We start from the raw sequence: 3,165 nt of genomic DNA, 5'->3' as shown, positions 1-3,165 counted from the left end.
TTAAGCGACTAAGCGTACACGGTGGATGCCTAGGCAATCAGAGGCGATGAAGGACGTGCTAATCTGCGATAAGCGTCGGTAAGGTGATATGAACCGTTATAACCGACGATTTCCGAATGGGGAAACCCAGTGCAATTCGTTGCACTATCGTTTGATGAATACATAGTCAAACGAAGCGAACCGAGGGAACTGAAACATCTCAGTACCTCGAGGAAAAGAAATCAACCGAGATTCCCCTAGTAGCGGCGAGCGAACGGGGAGCAGCCCAGAGTCTTAATCAGCATTAGCATCAGGAGAACGGTCTGGAAAGGCCGGCAGTAAAGGGTGATAGCCCCGTATCCGAAGGTGTTAGTGTTGTGAACTCGACGAGTAGGGCGGGACACGTGTTATCCTGTCTGAATATGGGGGGACCATCCTCCAAGGCTAAATACTCCTGATTGACCGATAGTGAACCAGTACCGTGAGGGAAAGGCGAAAAGAACCCCGGCGAGGGGAGTGAAATAGAACCTGAAACCGTGTACGTACAAGCAGTGGGAGCACCCTTGTGGTGTGACTGCGTACCTTTTGTATAATGGGTCAGCGACTTATATTCTGTAGCAAGGTTAACCGTATAGGGGAGCCGTAGGGAAACCGAGTCTTAACTGGGCGAATGAGTTGCAGGGTATAGACCCGAAACCCGGTGATCTAGCCATGGGCAGGTTGAAGGTTGGGTAACACTAACTGGAGGACCGAACCGACTAATGTTGAAAAATTAGCGGATGACTTGTGGCTGGGGGTGAAAGGCCAATCAAACCGGGAGATAGCTGGTTCTCCCCGAAAGCTATTTAGGTAGCGCCTCGTGAACTCATCTTCGGGGGTAGAGCACTGTTTCGACTAGGGGGTCATCCCGACTTACCAACTCGATGCAAACTACGAATACCGAAGAATGTTATCACGGGAGACACACGGCGGGTGCTAACGTTCGTCGTGAAGAGGGAAACAACCCAGACCGCCAGCTAAGGTCCCAAAGTCATAGTTAAGTGGGAAACGAAGTGGGAAGGCTCAGACAGCCAGGATGTTGGCTTAGAAGCAGCCATCATTTAAAGAAAGCGTAATAGCTCACTGGTCGAGTCGGCCTGCGCGGAAGATGTAACGGGGCTAAACTATGCACCGAAGCTGCGGCAGCGATATGTAAATATTGTTGGGTAGGGGAGCGTTCTGTAAGCCTGTGAAGGTGTACTGTGAGGTATGCTGGAGGTATCAGAAGTGCGAATGCTGACATAAGTAACGATAATGCGGGTGAAAAACCCGCACGCCGGAAGACCAAGGGTTCCTGTCCAACGTTAATCGGGGCAGGGTGAGTCGACCCCTAAGGCGAGGCAGAAATGCGTAGTCGATGGGCAACGGGTTAATATTCCCGTACTGGTGATAATTGCGATGGGGGGACGGAGAAGGTTAGGCTGGCCGGGCGACGGTTGTCCCGGTTTAAGGATGTAGGCAGGTGAATTAGGCAAATCCGGTTCACTATATGCTGAGGTCTGATGACGAGTCACTACGGTGGCGAAGTAGCTGATACCCTGCTTCCAGGAAAAGCCTCTAAGCTCTAGATTATCATTAATCGTACCCCAAACCGACACAGGTGGTCAGGTAGAGAATACTCAGGCGCTTGAGAGAACTCGGGTGAAGGAACTAGGCAAAATGGTGCCGTAACTTCGGGAGAAGGCACGCTGGCATTAGGTGAAGTCCCTTGCGGATGGAGCTCAAGCCAGTCGCAGATACCAGCTGGCTGCAACTGTTTATTAAAAACACAGCACTGTGCAAACACGAAAGTGGACGTATACGGTGTGACGCCTGCCCGGTGCTGGAAGGTTAATTGATGGGGTTATCCGTAAGGAGAAGCTCTTGATCGAAGCCCCAGTAAACGGCGGCCGTAACTATAACGGTCCTAAGGTAGCGAAATTCCTTGTCGGGTAAGTTCCGACCTGCACGAATGGCGTAATGATGGCCAGGCTGTCTCCACCCGAGACTCAGTGAAATTGAACTCGCTGTGAAGATGCAGTGTACCCGCGGCAAGACGGAAAGACCCCGTGAACCTTTACTATAGCTTGACACTGAACATTGAGCCTTGATGTGTAGGATAGGTGGGAGGCTTTGAAGCGTGGACGCCAGTCTGCGTGGAGCCAACCTTGAAATACCACCCTTTAATGTTTGATGTTCTAACGTTGCCCCATTATCTGGGGTGCGGACAGTGTCTGGTGGGTAGTTTGACTGGGGCGGTCTCCTCCCAAAGAGTAACGGAGGAGCACGAAGGTTGGCTAAGCATGGTCGGACATCATGCGGTTAGTGCAAAGGCATAAGCCAGCTTGACTGCGAGAGTGACGGCTCGAGCAGGTACGAAAGTAGGTCTTAGTGATCCGGTGGTTCTGAATGGAAGGGCCATCGCTCAACGGATAAAAGGTACTCCGGGGATAACAGGCTGATACCGCCCAAGAGTTCATATCGACGGCGGTGTTTGGCACCTCGATGTCGGCTCATCACATCCTGGGGCTGAAGTAGGTCCCAAGGGTACGGCTGTTCGCCGTTTAAAGTGGTACGCGAGCTGGGTTTAGAACGTCGTGAGACAGTTCGGTCCCTATCTGCCGTGGGCGTTGGAAGATTGAAAGGGGCTGCTCCTAGTACGAGAGGACCGGAGTGGACGCACCACTGGTGTTCGGGTTGTCATGCCAATGGCATTGCCCGGTAGCTAAGTGCGGAAAAGATAACCGCTGAAAGCATCTAAGCGGGAAACTTGCCTTGAGATGAGTCTTCCCTGACTCTTTAAGGGTCCTAAAGGAACGTTTAAGACTAAGACGTTGATAGGTTGGGTGTGTAAGCGTAGCGATACGTTGAGCTAACCAATACTAATGAACCGTGAGGCTTAACCTGACAACACCGAAGGTGTTTTAGAGAGATAGAGTTGATTTTCGACGAGAGTGAGAAGCCGGAAGGTGAAGGACACAGCAGCTTGTTCAAGATTGATGTTCTGGTTTAGCGAAGAAGTGGGCTAAACGGGAACGAACAGAATTTGTCTGGCGGCCATAGCGCGGTGGTCCCACCTGATCCCATGCCGAACTCAGTAGTGAAACGCCGTAGCGCCGATGGTAGTGTGGGGTCTCCCCATGTGAGAGTAGGGAACTGCCAGACATT

The 3,165-nt window shown here is 51.8% G+C and carries 2 rRNA genes; both read left to right on the top strand.

Features of this window, described 5'->3' with window-relative positions:
* Positions 1–2,904 (top strand): 23S ribosomal RNA (locus tag PR766_RS18395).
* Between the two features lie 142 nt (positions 2,905–3,046).
* Positions 3,047–3,162, top strand: a 5S ribosomal RNA gene (rrf, locus tag PR766_RS18390).
* The last annotated feature ends 3 nt before the right edge of the window (positions 3,163–3,165 follow it).

It is taken from the genome of Providencia sp. PROV208 (genome assembly GCF_028479465.1).
GTDB classification, from domain to species: domain Bacteria; phylum Pseudomonadota; class Gammaproteobacteria; order Enterobacterales; family Enterobacteriaceae; genus Providencia; species Providencia alcalifaciens.
Note: the sequence above shows the minus strand (reverse complement) of the source record. Positions and strands in the feature narration are given on the sequence as shown.